Below are 548 nucleotides of genomic sequence, written 5' to 3'. Positions count from 1 at the left end.
CTTGGCTATTGGAAAGAATACCTGAAAGGCTACGAGCATGTTGCCGGAATCCCGTTTACAACAGGATCAAAGGAAAAAAACACCTATTTAGAATCCAAAGAAAGCCTTATAATAGAGGGAGATTTATATGCAGGATTAAATGAACTCTGCGCAGAGATTGGAGTGACCCAAAACACATTTATGCAAGGCGTATGGGGTTATTTACTATCCAAATATAATAACACCCGGGATGTTGTCTTTGGAACTGTAGTCTCAGGAAGACCCGCAGATTTGGAAGGGGTTGAGGATATGATCGGATTGTTTATCAATACCATTCCGGTAAGGGTAAGGTATAATGATGGAGATACACCGCTGGATCTATTAAAACAAATCCAGCAAGAGTCGATCTGGAGTAAAGCGCACCATTATATGAACCTCTCAGATGTCCAGTCCCAAAGTGAACTGGGCATGAACCTGATCGACCATATTATGGCATTTGAAAATTATCCGGTACAGGATATTGTCAAGTCCGATATGGAAAACAGCCAAAACCAGCTTACCGTAGAATC

General features: G+C 41.4%; 1 protein-coding gene. It reads left to right on the top strand.

Annotated elements, in window-relative coordinates; genetic code table 11:
• The coding region (locus DM397_RS00465) for a condensation domain-containing protein (protein ID WP_239457753.1) at positions 1–548 on the top strand (548 nt) is incomplete at both ends.

It is taken from the genome of Flavobacterium nitrogenifigens (assembly GCF_003254565.1).
Classification (GTDB): Bacteria; Bacteroidota; Bacteroidia; order Flavobacteriales; family Flavobacteriaceae; genus Flavobacterium; species Flavobacterium nitrogenifigens.
Note: the sequence above shows the minus strand (reverse complement) of the source record. Positions and strands in the feature narration are given on the sequence as shown.